This is a genomic window from Apilactobacillus apisilvae (genome assembly GCF_023380225.1).
GTDB lineage: Bacteria > Bacillota > Bacilli > Lactobacillales > Lactobacillaceae > Apilactobacillus > Apilactobacillus apisilvae.
This window is the reverse complement of the sequence record NZ_CP093362.1, coordinates 112,915-132,316: the sequence shown is the minus strand read 5'-3', so window position 1 is coordinate 132,316 and position 19,402 is coordinate 112,915. Positions and strand designations below refer to the sequence as shown.

Here is a 19,402-nt window from a genome sequence, read left to right as displayed (position 1 = left end):
TTAAAAATTATATATTGTATTTATAATCCAAATAAAAAATGATCCACAAGAAAAACCTAGCATTATTGATAATAAAGTTAATAAAATTTTAAACTGATTTTCATGCATGTGAATGTATTGCTCTAAATGTATATCTTTAATACACCAAAAGGAGATACTAATAAAAAATAATTGAATTATTATATCTATTAAATTACTAATATTCATAAATTTCATAATTTCACCATTTTCTTATCAAAACTATACCATAAAAATATTACTTTGTCCTTTGATAAAAGATTACAATTAAATAAAAAAAGGTCTACAAAAATTGTAGACCTCATTTTTAACGTTTAGCAACGTGAATTCTGTTAATAGCTCTTTTCAAAGCAACTTGGGTACGTAGAATATCTTGGTCGTCATGTTTTTGGCGAGCTTCTTTAAGATGTTCTTCAGCACGATGTTGAGCATTAGTAGCACGATCAACATCAATGTCACCCTGCTTTTCAGCACTATCAGCAATAATTGTTAAGTTATTATCAGAAAATTCAACAAAACCACCATTTACAGCAATTTCATCTTCATTTCCATCATGTTTAACTTTTGCTTCGTCAACTTCCAATGAAGCAATTACAGGAATATGATTAGGCATAATTCCTAATTGACCACTCATAGTTCTAACAACAACTAATGTAGCAGTTTCACATTCGTATACTTTACCATCAGGAGTTACGATACTAACGGTTAATACTGAGTTATCAGCCAATTAGAACCCTCCTTAGTTATTTTGCTTCATTTTCTTTGCATTTTCCACTACGTCTTCAATAGGGCCACAGTTTCTAAATGCATCTTCAGGAAGATCATCATATTTACCATCTAAGATAGCTTTAAATCCATCAACAGTTTTATCAACTGGAACATATTTACCAGGTAAACCAGTAAATTGTTCAGCGACACTAAAACTTTGTGATAAGAAGAATTGAATACGACGAGCACGACCAACAATAGTCTTTTCTTCGTCAGATAATTCATCAATACCTAAAATAGAAATAATATCTTGAAGTTCGTGGTATCTTTGCAATACTTGTTGAACTTCAGTAGCTACCTTGTAATGTTTTTCCCCAACAATTGATGGATCCAATGCAGATGAAGTTGATGCTAATGGATCAACGGCAGGATAAATACCTTGTTGAGTTAATGAACGTTCCAAGTTAGTTGTTGCATCCAAATGGGCAAATGTTGTAGCTGGAGCAGGGTCGGTGTAATCATCGGCAGGAACATAAACCGCTTGAATGGATGTAATAGCACCCTTCTTAGTTGAAGTAATACGTTCTTGTAATTGACCCATTTCAGTAGCTAATGTTGGTTGATAACCAACAGCAGATGGAATACGACCAAGTAATGCGGAAACTTCCATACCAGCTTGAGTAAATCTGAAAATGTTATCGATGAATAATAGAACATCGGTACCTACTTCATCACGGAAGTATTCAGCAATAGTCAAACCAGTTAGAGCAACACGCATACGTGCACCAGGTGGCTCGTTCATTTGACCATAGACCATGGCAGTCTTGTCTAGAACACCTGATTCTTTCATTTCAAAGTACATATCGTTACCTTCACGAGTACGTTCACCAACACCGGTAAACACTGAGATACCGTTATGACCTTGAGCAATATTATGAATTAATTCTTGAATTAAAACAGTTTTACCAACACCGGCACCACCGAACAATCCAACTTTACCACCACGAATATATGGTGCTAATAAATCAATAACCTTAATTCCAGTTTCTAGAATTTCAGCAGATGGATTTAATTGATCATAAGTTGGTGCTTGTCTATGAATTGGCCAACGTTGTGCATCTTTGTCAAATTCTTGACCACCATCAATTGTTTCACCAAGAACGTTGAATACACGACCTAAGGTGTTTTCACCAACAGGAACAGAAATAGGTGCCCCTGTGTTTTCAGCTTCCATGCCTCGACGTAAACCATCAGTTCCGTCCATAGCGATGGTTCTTAGAACACCGTCACCTAATTCAAGAGTAACTTCGGTAATTAAACTTTCATTTTCACTCTTGTGAATTCTAAGTGCAGTATTAATGTTTGGTAATTCAGCGTCCGTTGGGAATTCAACGTCAACGACTGGTCCAATAACTTGAATAACCTTACCAGTACTCATTTTCGTTAATTCCTCCCATCATGTCTTATATTATTAGTGCTTCAAAGCTTCTTGACCACCAACAATTTCAGTAATTTCGGTAGTAATAGCAGCTTGTCTAGCACGGTTATATTGTAATTCTAATTTCGAAATTAAATCGTCAGCATTATCAGATGCAGATTGCATAGCTGATGAACTTGCTGAATGTTCAGAAGTCTTAGCATCAAGAATTGCACCAAATACTAAACTTTGAGCATATTGGGGTAAAATTGCTTCCAATACAGATTTCTTATCGGGTTCAATTTCATATTCAGCATTAATTGCTGATGTTTTAACATCTTTACTTGCGCCTTCATTCATAGCTTCGCTATCCATTGGCAGCATTTTTTCAGATCTAAATTCTGAAGAAATTCTATTAACAAAATGGGTATAACAAACATATAGTTTATCAAAAACACCATCATCATACATAGAACTAGCTGTCTTAACGATTTCTCTAACCTCAGCAAAAGTAGGAATATCAGAAACTCCACGATATTCATAAGAAACGTTGACATTACGATTTTTATAAAAATCAGCGCCGTTACCACCTACAGCTAAAATCATATAATCATCAGGATTAGGCGTATTTTTTTCAATGAAAGCATTAGTCTCACGAATTACATTACTATTGTAGCTTCCAACCATTCCACGATCTGAAGTAATAACTAGGTATGCAGTCTTTTGAGCCTTGCCTGAGTCTGCATTACTTGAGGAATCAATGTTGTCTAACAAATGGGACTGAGCTAAGTGCATTACAACAGACTTTACACGAGAAACATATTGTTCATATGAACCTGAATGCTTTTGAATACGATTTAGCTTAGCAGTCGAAACCATTTGCATTGCAGTTGTAATTTGATGTGTACTTTTAGTTGATGCAATACGATGTTTAACATCATTAATAGATTCAGCCATTAGTTCTCACCATCCTTCAAGCTAGTTATTTTGTGTTTCTTTTTTGTTTTCAGTTGGTTGAAATGAATTATCAAAAGCATTAACTGCTTCATCTAATTTATCAGTATCTGGCAATTGACCAGTTTCAACAATTGAATCTAATAAATCACGGTGTGAAGCATCAAAGTATTCAAATAATTCGTTTTGATAACGAGCAATGTCATCAATTTCAATTTTATCCAAATGACCATGAGTTAAGCAATATAGGATAATTACTTGTTTTTCAACTGGTAGTGGAGCATGAAGAGGTTGTTTTAGAACTTCTTCAGTACGAGCACCACGATTTAATTTAGCTTGAGTTGCATCATCAAGATCAGAACCAAATTGAGCGAAAGCTTGTAGTTCATGATATGATGCTAAATCAAGTCTTAAAGTACCAGCAACTTTCTTCATTGCTTTAATCTGTGCATCTCCACCAACACGAGATACTGATGTACCAGCATCAATAGCTGGACGAGTACCTGAGTAGAACATATCAGCATTTAAGAAGATTTGTCCATCAGTAATAGAAATTACGTTGGTTGGAATATATGCAGAAACATCACCAGCTTGAGTTTCAACAATTGGTAAGGCAGTCATTGAACCACCACCAAGTTTGTCTGATAACTTAGCTGCACGTTCTAGTAAACGTGAATGAGTATAGAAAATATCACCAGGATAAGCTTCACGACCCGGTGGTCTACGAAGAATAAGTGATAGTTCACGGTAAGCATTAGCTTGTTTTGTTAAATCATCATAGACAACTAAAACATGTTTACCTTGAGCCATGAAGTATTCACCGATAGCAGCACCAGCATATGGAGCAATGTATAGTAATGGAGCAGGTTCTGATGGACCAGCTGACAATACAATTGTGTAATCCATAGCACCATATTTTTCAAGTGTTGAAACTTGTGAACGAACAGTTGAATCTTTTTGACCAATAGCAACATAAATACAAATCATGTCTTGATCTTTTTGATTCAAAATAGTATCAATGGCAACTGAAGTCTTACCAGTCTTTCTATCACCGATAATCAATTCACGTTGGCCACGACCAATAGGAACTAATGAATCAATGGCTTTAATACCAGTCTGTAATGGTTCAGATACACTTTGTCTGTCCATAATTCCTGGTGCTTTCTTTTCAATTGGACGAGATGATTCAGTTTTAATATCACCTTTACCATCTATTGGCTGACCTAATGAATTAATAGTTCGACCAATCATTTCATTACTAACGGGAACTTCCATGATTTGACCGGTACGTTTTACAGTAGCGCCTTCACGGATTCCAGTACAATCACCTAAAACAACAATACCTACATCATTGCTTTCAAGGTTTTGAGCCATACCGAAAATCCCATTATCAAATTCAAGCAACTCACCAGATAATGCATTATCTAAGCCATGAGCACGAGCAACACCATCACCAACATAGGTAACAATTCCTGTTTCTTTAACAGACAACTCGTCTTTATAGCCAGATAATTGTTGCTTGATTAGAGCACTGATTTCCTCAGCTTTAATGCTCATAAAAGTTTCACCTCTTTATAGATATTGTCATTAATTCAATAGAAGTTTTTTAATATTATTAATTTTAGTTCTTAAACTTCCATCAAAAACAACGTTCGATGATTTAATAATTACACCACCGACTATACTTTGATCGATTTTATTATTTAAAATGACTTTTCTAGCATCCATACGAGTTTTTAAAACGTTAGATAAGTTTTCTTTTTGATCATCTGATAAAGGAACTGCAGTAATAGCTACTGCATTAACAATTTTGTTTTTTTCATTATATAATTGTTCAAATTCATCAACAATTAATACAAATTCATCCATATTATTAGATTGTAGTAAAACATTAAATAAGTTTTTAATAGCTTCTGTATTAATACCATCAATCAAAGGTTTAACTAATTTTAATTTATATTCTTCTGGAAAACTAACATCAGTTAAAGAATTGCCTAGATCTGAATTATTAACAAATACTTGTTTGATTTGCAATAATTCATTATAACCATCTTCAACTTGATTGTTAGATTCCAATAACTCAAAAAGTACTTTTGAATAACGTTTTGCGAATGTAATCTTATCTAGCATTTTGCTTCCCCAACCCTTCAATATAAGAATCAATCAATGCTTTTTGATCATCAGACTTCAATTCTTTTTGAATGATTTTTGAAGCAATCTCAACAGATAAGTTTGCTACATCATCTTTAGTGTTAGCCAAAGCATCTTTTCTTTCTTGCTCAATATCTTTTTGAGCAGAAGCTTTAACACTTTGGGCATCATTTCTAGCCTCAGAGACAATTTGTTCTCCTTGTTTTTGAGCTGAAGTTTTAGCATCACTAATAATAGTATTAGCATCTTCATGTGATTTAGATAAAGCATCTTCACGTTTCTTTGCTAATTCTTCAGCATCTTTACGAGACTTTTCAGCAGATGTAATATCGTTAGAAATTTTATCAGCACGTTGTGTCATCATTTCTGATAATGGCTTCCATGCAAAATGTTTAATCAACCACATTAGTACAAGGAAAATAATTGCTGTAAATAAAATATTTCCAATTGGAAATCCGCCAGCTTCTGTTGCAGAAACAGAAGAAAATAATGTTTGTGAAAGCATCTATTGACACCTCCTCACTTGAAAAATTATATTTTTTATTTTTATCTACCCATTAAAATAAATGCCATAACTAATGAAATGATTGGTAAACCTTCAACCAAACCAACACCAATAAACATGTTAGTTCTTAGTTGACCAGTCATTTCTGGTTGTCTTACCATACCTTCTAGATATTTAGAAATAACAACACCATTACCAATACCTGCACCAATAGCGGCACCGGCTACAGCTAAACCAGCAGCAATTGCTCCCATGATAAAATCCTCCTTAAAAAATAGAAAATTATTCCTCAGGTTGAATCTTTTGAGAAATGTAAACAAAAGTTAAGATTACGAAAACTAGAGACTGAATAGTTCCGATAAAGATTGAAAAGGCAACCCATGCCATTCCCAAAATAAAACTAGGAATAACTAATACTACTCCATGTGAAAAGGCTAAATTGTTAACCATACCTAGAAGTAGTTCACCAGCGAATATATTACCAAATAAACGAAGGCCAAGGGTTAAGAAATTAGCAAACTCTTCGAAAATATTCAGTGGTAACCAAAACTTAAATGGTTTTAAGTAAGTACTCTTAAAGTACCCTTTAAAACCTAATTTTGAAACTCCTGCAAAATGAGCCAGACCCAAAGCCATTACAGCCAATGTCATTGTAACAATTGGGTTGGAAGTGGGACTTTTTACATAAGTAACCCCATTATAAGCAATTTCCAAGAATAAACCTAGTTGGTTAGATATGAACAAGAACACAAATAGCACAAATGCATATAATCCATATGGCTTAGCATTCTTTGCTGAAAGTGAATTGGTAGACAATCCATTGGTATATTCAACGATCATTTCTAATATGTTTTGCTTCTTGGTAGGTATCATTTGTAATTTTCTAGATAATGCGAATACAAAGAAAAATACAATTGCAGCAACTACAACAAGAGAAACCATGTTACCAACGTCAAAGGTTAGTCCAAAGAGCTTAAATGTAGAAATAGGTTCATCCACAGAATATCACCCCTTTTCTTAGCTTACTATACATCATTAATAATAATGATGTAAGTATGAATTCTAAGATGATGTATTTTTATTACAAAATACATTAAAATCTTACCACCATTCGGCAGTTATTTCAAAGCAAAAAACTAATTAACATAAATAAAAAATATGTAAATTAATTAGTAATATTATATACAAAAAAAGAACTTACTGCAAAAAGCAATAAGTTCTAAAACAGATTATCTGGTCCCAAATAATCTGTCACCAGCATCCCCTAAACCAGGAACAATATATCCATGATCTAAGTGGTCATCTAATGCCGCAGAATAAATATCAATATTAGGATGTGCATATTGTAAGGCCTTCACACCTTCTGGAGCAGCTACTAAACAAACAAATTTAATATTTTCTTCAGGAACTCCCCTTTTAACTAATGCATCAACTGCCATAATAGCAGAACCACCAGTTGCTAACATTGGATCTACAACAAATATTTGTCTTTTATCAATATCACTAGGTAATTTAACAAAATATTCATGTGGTTCAAAGGTTTCTTCATCACGATACATTCCAATATGACCAACCTTAGCTGCGGGAATTAGGCTTAAAATTCCATCTACCATCCCAATACCGGCTCTTAAAATTGGAACAACTGCTAGTTTTTTACCAGTTAGTTGTTTTGCATGCGCAATTCCTTCAGGAGTTTTCACATCAACATCTTCTAGTGGCATGTCACGAGAAACTTCGAATGCTAAAAGAGTAGCAATTTCATTAACTACTTCTCTAAATTCACGAGTCCCACAATTTTCATTTCTAATAATAGTCAGTTTATGTTGAATCAATGGATGATTCATAACTTCAAACTTACCCATTTAATCATACCTCGATTCTAGTTAAAAATTGGATGTTTCCCAGTTAGTTGACTAACTTGTGTCTCTACTTCATTTAAAATGTCTTGATTATCATGATTATCAATTGCTTTAATAATTAACTTAGCAACTTTTCGAGAATCTTCTTCGTTAAATCCACGAGAAGTAATCGCAGGAGTGCCTAATCTTAATCCACTAGTAACAAATGGACTTAATTTTTCATTAGGAATAGCTTCCTTGTTAGTTGTAATTTTCAATGTATCTAGTAACGCTTGTGTTTCCTTACCATTTAGTGAAGTGTTAGTTAAATCTAAAACCATTAAATGATTATCAGTTCCGCCAGAAACTACTTTAATATTTGAGGATTTATTAAATTCATCGGCCATTGCTTGAGCATTTTTAATTACTTGTTGACAGTAATCCTTGAACGCAGGTTGTAAGTCTTCAAAAAAACAAGCTGCTTTACCTGCAACAACATGTTCTAGCGGACCACCTTGTGTTCCTGGAAATAATGATGAATTTATTTTTTTGCCGTATTTTTCTTGAGATAAAATCATTCCACCACGAGGTCCTCGTAAGGTCTTATGGGTGGTAGTAGTAACTACATCAGCAATTCCAATTGGACTTGGATGAAATCCCGTTGCAACTAAACCAGCAATATGTGCCATATCAACCATTAAATATGCACCAACCGCATCAGCAATTTCTCTAAACTTATTCCAATCAATAATACGACTATAGGCTGAAGCACCAGCAACAATCAGTTGAGGTTTGATTTCTTTAGCCTCTTCTAAAATTTTATCGTAATTTAATTCTTCAGTTTTTGGATCTAATCCATAAGAATATGACTTGTAAATTTTACCAGAAAAATTAACCTTAGCACCGTGAGTTAAATGTCCACCTGCATTTAGATCCATTCCTAGAATTTTATCACCAGGTTTTAAAAATGCAGCATAAGCAGCTTGATTAGCTTGTGAGCCTGAATGAGGCTGAACATTAACATATTCAGCACCAAATAGATTTTTAGCACGGTCGATAGCAAGTTGTTCAGATACATCGACAAATTCACAGCCTCCATAGTATCTTTTACCAGGGTAACCTTCAGCATACTTATTAGTTAAGACAGAACCTTGTGCTGCCATTACGGCATTAGATGCAATATTTTCAGAAGCAATCAGTTCGATTGTATGTTCTTGTCGATCCTTTTCATCGTGAATAGCATTCCATAATTCCTTATCTGTATTTACATAATCATAATTCATGGCGTTCTCTCCTCTAAATATAGGTTACTAAATATAAGTTACAACTAAATTATAGAATACAACTACAGAAATTGCATTACTATTTCAAATTAAAATGAACTTGGCCAGCTGATTTATTTAATCGATTCATATAAGCTTCCCCAATACCATCAGAAGAAAATGCTTGCGTTAAAATAGATTTAACTTCGGGTTCATTGTCAAAATGTCTTAGGCCAGCAAATAGTAAATGACTAGCAGAATTAACGTTGTCACCTAGGCTAAAAGTTTCAACATTATCTGACCAATCATATTTATCAATATTTTTATTATCAGCCATAATTCCTACTGGATGATTTTGTTCTGCAGCCCATTTAACTGAACTTTTCCATTCATCTTCATTATCCACAATATAAACTTGAGCATTTGGTGCATAATGTTTGTATTTCATTCCAGGAGCTTTAGGAACTTGATTATCAGCAACTTTAGTTCTTTGATCCAACACTGGCTTATTAATTACTTTTTCAATTTCCGTTGATGTAATTGCTCCAGGTCTTAAAATAGCAGGAGTATCAGTTGACATATCCAAAACGGTTGATTCAACTCCATATTTAGATTCGCCATCATCTAAAATACCAGAAATTTTACCCTTTAAGTCATGATAAACATGTTCTGCCTTAGTTGGACTAGGCTTTCCAGAGGTATTAGCTGAAGGTCCAACAATCGGAACCCCAGCTTCTCTGATTAATGATAAAGTTACATCGTTATTAGGATTCCTAAAGGCAGCTGTATCTAGTCCACCAGTAACGGCTTTAGATAAAACGTTAGGCTTTAATTTAAAAATAATGGTCAATGGTCCTGGCCAAAAAGTATCCAACAAGCTTTGTGCTTCAGGAGATAATGGTTGGGCATATTTTTTAACCATATTAGGTCCATCCACATGCACAATTAAAGGATTATCACTTGGTCGCCCTTTTGCAGCATAAACAGCTTTTACAGCTATTTCATTAGTTGCATCAGCACCTAAACCATAAACTGTTTCAGTCGGAAAGGATACCAATTCACCATCATTAATATCTTTTGCAGCCAATTTTAAATCTTTTTTAGTATAAATTTTTGTATCCATAATTAACACTTTCCTTTTAATATTTGACCCTTATCATTCTGGGATTACCATAAAAATCATTTTTTGTCGTAATAATAGCACTTGGAACTTTATTAATAAAAATATCAACAACTGCATTTTTTTGCTTAAAACCAATTTCTAGATAAAGACAACCATGTTTTTTAGAAGCCACTTTTTTTATATGATCTGCAATTTTTCGATACATTAGCAAACCATTATCATCAGCAAATAACGCTTCGTGTGGCTCATAATTAATAACACTTTCATCCATATACTTAAGCTCATCATCAGCAATATATGGAGGATTACTAACAATTACCTCATAATGATTATCTATCTTATTAAACAAATCACTATGAATAAAGTTAATATCAACGTTATAATTTTCTGCATTTTTTTGTGCAACTAATAGTGCTCCTAAAGAAATATCAGCAGCCGATAACTGCCAATTGGGATGTTCTAATTTTAAAGCAATCGCAATTGCTCCACTACCAGTACCCATGTCTAGTAATCTTAAATTAGATTGATTTTGATAATCAGAAAGAACCCATTCAACTAATTCTTCAGTTTCTGGGCGTGGAATTAAAACATTATTATCCACATAAAATTCATGTCCAAAAAATGGAGCTTTACTAACAATATATTGTGGTGGATAACCCTCTATATATTTATCAATATCACTAAAGTATTGTTTATTATCTTCCAAACTCATTTCATCACGATAATGTAATAATAAATGAGTGTTATCAAAATTAAAACGTTCCATCATTAAATACTTAGCAACTGATGAATCCATATTTTTGCTCTCTATACACAAAGAAGCCCTTTTTTGGGCTTCAAAGTATGTCATTTTATTCATTCTTTAATTGCTCCAACTTCTTAGCTTGGTCAGAAACGATTAAAGCATCAATGATTTCGTCCAAATCTCCATTCATAACTTTGTCCAACTTATTAAGTGTTAAGCCAATACGATGATCAGTTACACGATTTTGTGGATAGTTATATGTTCTAATTCTTTCAGAACGATCACCAGTACCAACAGCAGCTTTTCTTTCAGAATCATACTTATCTTCTTCTTGTTGTTGATAATAATCAAAAACACGTGCTTTTAAAACTTGCATTGCTTTTGCACGATTTTGTTGTTGAGAACGTTCATCTTGCATTGCAACAACAATTCCTGTTGGTGAATGGGTCATTCTAACTGCAGATGAGGTTTTGTTAACATGTTGTCCACCAGCACCAGATGCACGATAAACATCAGTTTTAATGTCTTTAGGATCAATATCAATATCAACATCTTCTGCTTCAGGCATTACACCAACGGTTGCAGTTGAAGTATGAATACGACCAGCGGATTCAGTAGAAGGCACACGTTGAACTCGATGGGCACCATTTTCAAACTTTAATTTAGAGTAAACCTTTTCTCCTTGAATCATAATAGCAATTTCTTTGAAGCCACCAACCTCGGTAGCACTTTCATCAATAATAGAAGTTTTCCAGCCCTGCTTTTCAGCATAGCGAATGTACATATCATATAAATCAGCTGCAAAAAGGCTTCCTTCGTCACCACCAGCAGCACCATGGATTTCCATAATAATATTTTTATCATCATTAGGATCTTTGGGTAGTAACATAATTTTCATTTTTTCTTCAAGAGCTTCTTTTTGAGTTTCTAAATCACTAATTTCACTCTTAATCATTTCGTTCATATCTTCATCTAACTTTTCAGCTAGCATTTCTTTGTCTTCATCTAATTGAGAAGTAATTTTTTTATACTTGTTGAATTCCCCAACAATATCTCTTAAACTACCTTCTTCCTTAGATAACTCCATAAAGCGCTTAGTATCAGCTATAACTTCAGGATCACTGATTAATTCGTTTAATTCATCATAACGATCTACAACTGCTTGTAGCTTTTCAAATATTTCGTCCATAAAATTAATATCCTCACTTTCCGATTAAATGTAATGGTGGATTAAAGTAATGTTTTCGACAAACTGGATAATAAGACTCATTACCACCGACTTGAATTTGTTCACCTTCATAAACTGGTTTACCATCATGAAAACGCAAATTCATAATTGCTTTTCTACCACAGAACCAACAAATTGTTTTCATTTCTTCAATTTTATCTGCATAAAGGAGCAGATTTTCGGATCCTTCAAATAAATTATTTTGAAAATCATTTTTTAGCCCAAAAGCAATCACTGGTATATTCATTTCATCGACAATTTTAGCTAATTGAAAAACATTCTCTTTACTTAAAAATTGTGCCTCATCCACTAGAATACAGCTAGCATCTGAATTAATAGATTTTACCATTTCCAAACAATTTGAATCTTCATCAATTACATGAGCACTTCTACTTAAACCTACTCTTGAAGAAACAGTTCCTCTTTCTTCTCTTGTATCAAGAGCACTAGTCATAATAATAACTGATTTACCCTGTTCCTCATAATTATGAGCAACTTTGATAATTTCAATTGTTTTACCACTATTCATTGCTCCGTAACGATAATATAGTTGAGCCATGGTACAACTCGCTTTCTCTTTTTATTTTCATTATTATTATAGCTGATTTATAAAGTAATTTCGATAGTATGAAATAAAGTTAATGAAATTGAAATACTTATATGCAATTTTACGGTCTATAATAGTAAAGTATGATAAAATTTTTGATATTACATCAATAAGGAGTGCGTTTAATGTCACTTAGAAGCGAATTAGCAACTTTTGCTGGAAAATCATCATATTGGTTTTTACATACTTTCATGCATGGTGGAAGTTCATTACCTGGTAAAATAACTACTGCCATTGATCCTGAAATTTTAAAACATCTAGGTAAAAACTATGATGTTGTTGTTATTACAGGAACCAACGGTAAAACCCTTACAACTGCACTTACTGTCCAAGTATTAAAACAAAAATACGAAAACGTTTTAACAAATCCTTCTGGTTCTAATATGGAACAAGGTTTAGTTACAACTTTTTTAAAAGCAAAAAATAATAAAAGCAAACGTCCCTTGGCAGTACTTGAAGTGGATGAAGCTAATGTTATTAAATTAACTAAATACATTAAACCTATTGCATTTGTTTGTACCAATATATTTCGTGATCAGATGGATCGTTACGGTGAGATCTATACTACTTATAAAAAAATCATTGATGGGATTAAATTAGCTCCAAAGGCAACTATTATTGCTAATGGAGATGCCCCTATTTTTAACTCCGTTGACTTACCTAACCCTAAAATTTATTATGGATTTAAAAATCATGATGATGAAAATGATATTAAAGCAGAACCTAACACTGATGGTATCTTATGTCCTAAGTGTCAAAACATTCTACATTATCGTTATATTAGTTATGCCAACTTAGGTAACTATTTTTGTCCACATTGTGGCTTCAAGCGTCCGGTTTTAAATCATGAATTAACTAAATTAGGTCAATTAACACCTAATTCATCTCAATTTATCGTTGATGGCCAAGAGCTTTCAATCGGAATTGGTGGTGTTTATAATATTTATAACGCTTTAGCAGCTTATTCTGTTGGAAGATTTTTGGGAATTGAAGCTAAAGAAGCAGCAACAGCATTTCAATCAAACGAACGAGTTTTTGGTCGGCAAGAACAAATTAATGTAGAAGGTAAAGATGTCACATTGATTTTAGTCAAGAATCCGGTCGGTTTGAACCAAGTTATTGATATGATTAGTAAAGAACAAGAAGATTTCTCATTTATTGGATTATTGAATGCTAACTATGCCGATGGAATTGACACTAGTTGGATTTGGGATGGTGAATTTGAAAGATTAAACCAAATGCCAATCAAAAAATTCATAACTGGTGGCGAAAGATATCGCGATATTACATTCAGACTAAAAGTCGCGGGTGTTGATGAAAAGCTTCATGAAGTTGAGCCTGATTTAGAAAAAGTCGTTAAAGACATTCCAAACTTACCCACTAAAAAGGTTTACATTCTAGCAACTTATACGGCAATGCTTCAACTTAGAAAAGATTTTGCTGAAAAAGGATATATTAAGGGAGGTATGGAATAATGGCTAAGAAGTACACATTAAATATCGCTCATTTATATGGTGACCTAATGAACACCTATGGTGATTTAGGAAATATTTTAGTATTAAAATATTATGGTAAAAAAATGGGCATCGATGTCCAATCAAATGTTGTAAGCTTAGATGAAGATTTCAAAGCAGCCGATTACGATATTGCTGTATTTGGTGGTGGTCAAGATTTTGAGCAAACCATCGTATCTAAAGATATTCAAACCAAAAAAGACGAAATCAAAAAATTCATTGATTCAAATGGATGCCTACTAGCAATTTGTGGTGGCTTTCAATTACTGGGTAAATACTATATTGATGCTAAAGGTGATAAGATTCCTGGAATTGGTGTGATGGATCATTATACTGAACAACAACACGATAACCGATTTATTGGCGATATCTTAATTAAAAACGAAGAAACCGGTGAACAATATCATGGTTTCGAAAATCATCAAGGTGTTACTTATACTGGTTCAGATGAACGTCCACTTGGTGATGTTGAACAAGGTTACGGTAATAATGGTAAAGACAAAGCAGAAGGTGCAATCTATAAGAATGTTTATTGCACTTATTTCCATGGCCCTATATTAGCTAGAAATAACATTATAGCTAAGCATATATTAATTAAAGCATTAAAACGTCGTTACCCTAATGATGATTTCTCACAATTTGAAAAAATGAAAGTAGAAAAAGCATATTAAAAAGCCTGGAATTTATTTCCAAGCTTTTTTATTTTCATTTAAATAAGTTTCAATTAAAGTCTTCCGTCTTTCAATATAATATTCGTTTGGTGCAATTGGATGAACGCGATTTGATAAGAAAATCATCGCTCTTTTTAAATCAGGAATTATAATAATGAAAGTACCTGTATAACCTGATTGCCAGATATATTTCATCTCATCATGATAAAGTAATTCAAAACCAAAACTACGACCCAGCTTGTGGGAATAAGTTTGATCTTGAAAGAATCCTTTAATTGTTGCATCAGATAAAACTGGGTTGTCTTCAGGATAAAGAATTGAATGAACAAATTTAATTAAATCATCCATATTACTAAACAAGCCTGCTGATCCACAATCTTCTCCTAATATTTGTGCTTTTGGATCATGGACAGATCCTTGAAGCAATTTTCCGGTTTGCTTGTTATAAATTGTGGGAATACAATTCTTTTTGTATTTAGGATTAAAACCACTATTATTCATTTTTAGAGGCTTTAATACGAACCGATCAATTAATTTTTGAATTGATTGACCAGTCACTTTCTTAGCGATTAATCCTAATAAAATAAAATTAACATCTGCATAATGCATTTCATGATTTAAACCTTTGCCAACTTTTAATCTCAATAATGATTTAATTAGCTCATCATGATTTAAGTTATCACGATTTTTAATATAGCCTTCAATGCCTGAAGTATGAGTTATTAAATTACGAATAGTAACTTCTGGAAATGACCAAGTCGTTAAATATTTACTAATTGAATCATCTAAATTTAATTTATGATCATCCGATAATTTTAAAATAACCATCGTAGTCCCAACAACCTTGGTAATTGATGCCATATCATATATTAAATGATCTTTTAATTCCACTTTTTCGGGAATTAATTCACTATCACCAATTAAATGACGTTCAACATCTTCACCGTCAATAAAAGCACAATTAACGCCAGGAACAACTCCATCTATCACTAAATGGTTAATATTTTCAATTGTTTTGTAGTATTTCAAGTTATCACCTCAAACCAATAGTTTATTTATATTATAAGGCAAAATAAAAGAAGCGATGATAAATCGCTTCCTTTTTTATAGATTATTACCAATAAATTGTGAATTATATAAGTCAGCATAAAAGCCATTTTTCTTCATTAATGATTCGTGATTACCCGTTTCAATTATTTGTCCATGATCCATAACAATAATTTTTTCAGCATTTTGAATTGTTGAAAGACGATGAGCAACAACGAAACTAGTACGTCCCTTAATCAAATTATCCATAGCCTTTTGAATCATTGATTCAGTCTTAGTATCAACTGAACTAGTAGCTTCATCCAAAATTAAGACTTCTGGATTAGCCACAAAAGCACGCGCAATGGTAATTAATTGACGTTGACCTTGCGAAATATTAGAAGCATTTTCATTTAATACCGTATTGTAACCATCAGGTAATTTTTGAATAAAGCCATCAGCTTGTGCTTCTTTAGCAGCAGTATAAGCATCTTCATCAGTAGCTTTATCGTTACCATACTTAATATTATCTAGGATAGTTCCAGTAAATAGCCAACTATCTTGTAATACCATTGAGATGTGCGAACGTAATTCTGATTTAGTAAAGTCCCTAGTATCCTTACCCTTGAATTTAATAGAACCAGAATCAATATCATAAAATCTTTCAAGTAAGTTAATAATTGTTGTTTTACCAGCACCTGTAGGTCCAACGATTGCAACCGTTGTTCCCTGTTGAACATGTAAATTAAAATCTTTAATTAGTGGTGTTTCAGGTACATATCTAAAAGTAACATCTTCAAATGTAATTTCATCATCAGTATCTATAGATTTTTTGTTTACAGTTTGATCAGTCATTTCTGGTTCATCTAATATTTTAAAAATTCTTTCAGCTGATGCAATTGTTGACTGAATTGTATTAGTTAAGTTAGCTAAATTAGTAATAGGTTGGTTGAACATATTTACATATTGTAAAAATGCTTGAACGTTACCTAATGCAATCGATCCAGCCGCAACTTTAATTCCACCAAATACGGCAACAAAAACATAGTTTAAGTTCTTAACAAAGTTCATTAATGGGAACATAAAGCTAGAAACAAATTGGGCTTTCCAAGCTGATTGGTAATATTTGTCATTTTCTTTTTCGAAATTTTTAATTGTTTCTTCTTCACGATTAAAAGTTTTGATAATATTACGGCCAGCAAAATTTTCTTCAACTTGACTGTTAACGGTTCCTAAATGACTTTGTTGCTTACTAAAAAATCTTTGTGATTTAGGCGTTACAATCCCAACTATTAAAGCAATTAATGGGAAAGTACAAAGTGCAACTAATGTTAATGACCAACTAATTGTTGTCATCATATATAAAACACCGAAGAATAACAATACACTTGTAATTAATTGAGTTAAATTGGTTTGAAACATTGTTGAAATATTATCCATATCATTAATCATTCTAGACATAATATCACCGTTAGAATGGGTATCATAATATGAAATTGGTAGACGTTTTAGCTTAGATTTCATATCTTTTCTTAAACGGTAAACTACCTTTTGTGAAATATAAGTCATAATAAATTGTTGACCAACATTAAATAAAGCAGCCAAGATGTATAAAATTGCAACTACTAATAAAATATGTCCAACTGCGCCAAAATCAATTGGGATACTACTTAAATGTAGTCCCGACTTTTTCATTGCAAAACCTTTCATTACACCTTTATAAATTTCAGTGGTTGCTTCACCTAAAATTTTAGGAGTAACAATTTGCAAAACTGTTGCTGAAATCGCCAAGATTAAAGTGATAAAAATTCCTAATAGCCATGGTTTAACATATTTAATTAATCGCCATGTGGATTTCCAAAAATTATCTGCTCGACGTTGCTTTTTATTGTTATCCATTATTTGGAACCTCCCTTCTTAATCTGAGAGTCTAAAATAACTTTGTAATATGGATTATTAGCTGATAATTCTTTATGTGTACCAGCACCAACTAATTTACCATTGTTTAAAACTAGAATTAAATCAGCATCGGCAACTGTTGAAATTCTTTGAGCAACAATAACGCTAATTGCTTTTCGGATTTTTTCGTCTTTATTCAAATCACTTCTTAATTGAGCATCAGTTTTGAAATCTAATGCAGAGAAAGAATCATCAAAAATATAAATAGCAGCATTCTTCAAGATAGTTCTAGCAATTGCTAAGCGTTGCTTTTGACCACCGGAAAAATTTTCACCATTTTGTTCAACGCGAGCATTTAAGCCGCCTTCATCTTTAAGAAAATCAGAAGCTTTAGCTATATCCAAAGCATGCCAAATTTCTTCATCACTTGCAGATTCATTTCCATATAACATATTTTCTTTTACCGTTCCTGTAAATAGAACTGCGGTTTGTTGTGTAATGGAAATTAAATCATGTAAGTTTTTTTGTGAAATATCACGAATATCTGTATCATTAATTTTAATAGAACCTGATGATACGTCATATAAACGTGGTATTAAATTGATTAGACTAGACTTACCAGATCCAGTTTCACCAATAATTGCGACTGTTTGACCAGCTTTAGCATTAAAATCAATATCACTCAACACTGGAGTTTTAGAATCTTGATATTTAAAATCAACGTGCTCAAAAGCTAAAGTATTATTACTTTTATCAATTTCTATTGGTTGTTTAGGATCATTGATAGAATCTTTAACATCAAACACTTCATTAATACGAGTAGCTGATGCTTGAGCTCGAGGAATAAATACAAATAAAAATGATAGCATCATAAAACTAATTAAAATTTGTGTAGCATATGTCATAAAAGCAACTAGATTACCAACATCTAGACCGCTATTTGAAATCATCTTAGCACCAAACCAAACAATTCCGACATTAGTTCCGCTTAAAATAAATGTCATCAATGGAAACATTAATGAAACTAACATGAAAACACGAATTCCTGTTTTTGCATATCGATTATTATATTTATCAAAACGATTTTGTTCATAATTATCACGATTAAAAGCTCTGATAACTCTGACACCTGTCAAACCTTCCCTAAAAACTAGATTTAACTTATCAGTTTGTCCTTGTAATTTTTTAAACATTGGACCAGCAAAAGACATAACAATTGCTACTACAATGGCTAAAGCCACTAAAGATACAAAAAAGACAATTGTTAACTTCGGACTTTTAACAAAAGCTAAAGACATTGCACCGATCAACATAATTGGTGACATAATCATCATTCTCAAAACTTGAATCATAACATTTTGAATTTGAACAACGTCATTAGTATTTCTAGTAATTAATGAAGCGTCTCCAAATTTGTCTAAGTCTTGATCGGATAAATACATAATTTTTCGATAAAGTGCTGAACGAATTTTTTTACCCATCTTTTGTGATTGTGTTGCAGCAAAATAGATATTTCCACCGGCAGCAAGTACACCTATAAAAGTTACGAATAACATCTTAAATCCTTCGCTCCAAATATAGGAAACATTATTTTTAGCAACACCATTATTAATCAAATTGGAAGTAACAGTTGGCAGATACAAATCGCAGGAAACTTGAACAACTAAAAATAAAACAGCTGCCCAAACTGCACCCCAGACTAAATACTTTTTAGACAATCTAATCAACTTTAAACT

The 19,402-nt window shown here is 32.6% G+C and carries 20 protein-coding genes; 2 read left to right on the top strand and 18 right to left on the bottom strand.

Going from position 1 to position 19,402, the window contains the following annotated elements; genetic code table 11:
• From MOO46_RS07915 to MOO46_RS00595, 15 genes are all read right to left on the bottom strand, one after another.
• Positions 1-207: a DUF1146 domain-containing protein gene (locus tag MOO46_RS07915; protein WP_396121404.1), complete on the bottom strand. Its 207-nt coding sequence runs from the start codon at positions 205-207 to the stop codon at positions 1-3.
• A gap of 118 nt (positions 208-325) precedes the next feature.
• Positions 326-745 carry a F0F1 ATP synthase subunit epsilon gene (locus MOO46_RS00660; protein WP_249511127.1) on the bottom strand — a complete coding sequence of 140 codons (420 nt, stop codon included), beginning with the start codon at positions 743-745 and terminating at the stop codon, positions 326-328.
• Between the two features lie 12 nt (positions 746-757).
• Complete coding sequence (atpD, locus tag MOO46_RS00655; RefSeq protein WP_249511126.1) at positions 758-2,164, bottom strand: F0F1 ATP synthase subunit beta; 1,407 nt, start codon at positions 2,162-2,164, stop codon at positions 758-760.
• A gap of 33 nt (positions 2,165-2,197) precedes the next feature.
• Entirely contained in the window at positions 2,198-3,100 is a 903-nt protein-coding gene (locus MOO46_RS00650; RefSeq protein ID WP_249511125.1) for a F0F1 ATP synthase subunit gamma, read from the bottom strand.
• A 21-nt stretch (positions 3,101-3,121) separates the two neighbouring features.
• Positions 3,122-4,654: a F0F1 ATP synthase subunit alpha gene (atpA, locus tag MOO46_RS00645; protein WP_249511124.1), complete on the bottom strand. Its 1,533-nt coding sequence runs from the start codon at positions 4,652-4,654 to the stop codon at positions 3,122-3,124.
• A 30-nt stretch (positions 4,655-4,684) separates the two neighbouring features.
• A complete protein-coding gene (atpH, locus tag MOO46_RS00640) occupies positions 4,685-5,227 on the bottom strand; it encodes an ATP synthase F1 subunit delta (RefSeq protein ID WP_249511123.1) in 543 nt (180 codons plus the stop codon).
• Positions 5,217-5,753 (bottom strand): F0F1 ATP synthase subunit B, encoded by a 537-nt coding sequence (atpF, locus tag MOO46_RS00635; RefSeq protein ID WP_249511122.1) that lies wholly within the window; start codon positions 5,751-5,753, stop codon positions 5,217-5,219. Before atpF ends, atpH begins: the two co-directional genes overlap by 11 nt.
• 41 nt (positions 5,754-5,794) lie before the next feature.
• Positions 5,795-6,007: a F0F1 ATP synthase subunit C gene (atpE, locus tag MOO46_RS00630; RefSeq protein WP_249511121.1), complete on the bottom strand. Its 213-nt coding sequence runs from the start codon at positions 6,005-6,007 to the stop codon at positions 5,795-5,797.
• Between the two features lie 28 nt (positions 6,008-6,035).
• The gene (gene atpB / locus MOO46_RS00625) at positions 6,036-6,752 is read right to left on the bottom strand and encodes a F0F1 ATP synthase subunit A (protein ID WP_260525469.1); all 717 of its coding nucleotides are present in this window, start codon (positions 6,750-6,752) and stop codon (positions 6,036-6,038) included.
• Between the two features lie 230 nt (positions 6,753-6,982).
• Positions 6,983-7,615: a uracil phosphoribosyltransferase gene (gene upp / locus MOO46_RS00620; RefSeq protein ID WP_249511120.1), complete on the bottom strand. Its 633-nt coding sequence runs from the start codon at positions 7,613-7,615 to the stop codon at positions 6,983-6,985.
• 17 nt (positions 7,616-7,632) lie between these two features.
• Positions 7,633-8,874 carry a serine hydroxymethyltransferase gene (gene glyA / locus MOO46_RS00615; protein WP_249511119.1) on the bottom strand — a complete coding sequence of 414 codons (1,242 nt, stop codon included), beginning with the start codon at positions 8,872-8,874 and terminating at the stop codon, positions 7,633-7,635.
• A 79-nt stretch (positions 8,875-8,953) separates the two neighbouring features.
• Positions 8,954-9,976 carry an L-threonylcarbamoyladenylate synthase gene (locus tag MOO46_RS00610; RefSeq protein WP_249511118.1) on the bottom strand — a complete coding sequence of 341 codons (1,023 nt, stop codon included), beginning with the start codon at positions 9,974-9,976 and terminating at the stop codon, positions 8,954-8,956.
• Between the two features lie 16 nt (positions 9,977-9,992).
• Entirely contained in the window at positions 9,993-10,835 is an 843-nt protein-coding gene (prmC, locus tag MOO46_RS00605) for a peptide chain release factor N(5)-glutamine methyltransferase (protein WP_249511117.1), read from the bottom strand.
• On the bottom strand, positions 10,828-11,910 hold the full coding sequence (prfA, locus tag MOO46_RS00600) for a peptide chain release factor 1 (RefSeq protein ID WP_249511116.1): 1,083 nt from the start codon (positions 11,908-11,910) through the stop codon (positions 10,828-10,830). The genes prmC and prfA overlap by 8 nt, the downstream gene beginning before the upstream one ends.
• Before the next feature lie 13 nt (positions 11,911-11,923).
• Complete coding sequence (locus tag MOO46_RS00595) at positions 11,924-12,508, bottom strand: thymidine kinase (protein WP_249511115.1); 585 nt, start codon at positions 12,506-12,508, stop codon at positions 11,924-11,926.
• Between the two features lie 173 nt (positions 12,509-12,681).
• On the opposite strand from MOO46_RS00595, the gene MOO46_RS00590 reads away from it, so the two are divergent.
• Together MOO46_RS00590 and MOO46_RS00585 are read left to right on the top strand one after the other, a co-directional pair.
• A complete protein-coding gene (locus tag MOO46_RS00590; protein WP_249511114.1) occupies positions 12,682-14,031 on the top strand; it encodes a Mur ligase family protein in 1,350 nt (449 codons plus the stop codon).
• A complete protein-coding gene (locus tag MOO46_RS00585; RefSeq protein WP_249511113.1) occupies positions 14,031-14,741 on the top strand; it encodes a type 1 glutamine amidotransferase in 711 nt (236 codons plus the stop codon). Before MOO46_RS00590 ends, MOO46_RS00585 begins: the two co-directional genes overlap by 1 nt.
• Before the next feature lie 12 nt (positions 14,742-14,753).
• Here the strand turns inward: MOO46_RS00585 and MOO46_RS00580 are convergent, their stop codons facing one another.
• The 3 genes from MOO46_RS00580 to MOO46_RS00570 form a co-directional block, all read right to left on the bottom strand.
• The gene (locus MOO46_RS00580; RefSeq protein WP_249511112.1) at positions 14,754-15,770 is read right to left on the bottom strand and encodes a serine hydrolase domain-containing protein; all 1,017 of its coding nucleotides are present in this window, start codon (positions 15,768-15,770) and stop codon (positions 14,754-14,756) included.
• Between the two features lie 75 nt (positions 15,771-15,845).
• On the bottom strand, positions 15,846-17,666 hold the full coding sequence (locus MOO46_RS00575; RefSeq protein WP_249511111.1) for an ABC transporter ATP-binding protein: 1,821 nt from the start codon (positions 17,664-17,666) through the stop codon (positions 15,846-15,848).
• Complete coding sequence (locus MOO46_RS00570) at positions 17,666-19,393, bottom strand: ABC transporter ATP-binding protein (RefSeq protein WP_249511110.1); 1,728 nt, start codon at positions 19,391-19,393, stop codon at positions 17,666-17,668. The genes MOO46_RS00575 and MOO46_RS00570 overlap by 1 nt, the downstream gene beginning before the upstream one ends.
• Positions 19,394-19,402: the final 9 nt, after the last annotated feature.